Here is a 206-nt window from a genome sequence, read left to right as displayed (position 1 = left end):
AAAAAGGCTTGTCTTTGCGGGCTTCGCGATCTTGGCGAGAGTCCCATGCCGTCGGTTGCAAAGCCCCTGTGTTAACCACGAAGCACACGAAGCGCACGAAGGGGTTTTGATCAGATACCTTTGTGGTCTTCGTGAGCTTCGTGGTTGAACGGTTTTACGCAGGATTCACCGGACACCGCCAAAGGCGTTTCTCTCGCAAAGCCGCG

The organism is Thioalkalivibrio denitrificans, assembly GCF_002000365.1.
Taxonomy (GTDB): Bacteria; Pseudomonadota; Gammaproteobacteria; order Ectothiorhodospirales; family Ectothiorhodospiraceae; genus Thioalkalivibrio_A; species Thioalkalivibrio_A denitrificans.
This window is presented reverse-complemented; position numbering follows the sequence as displayed.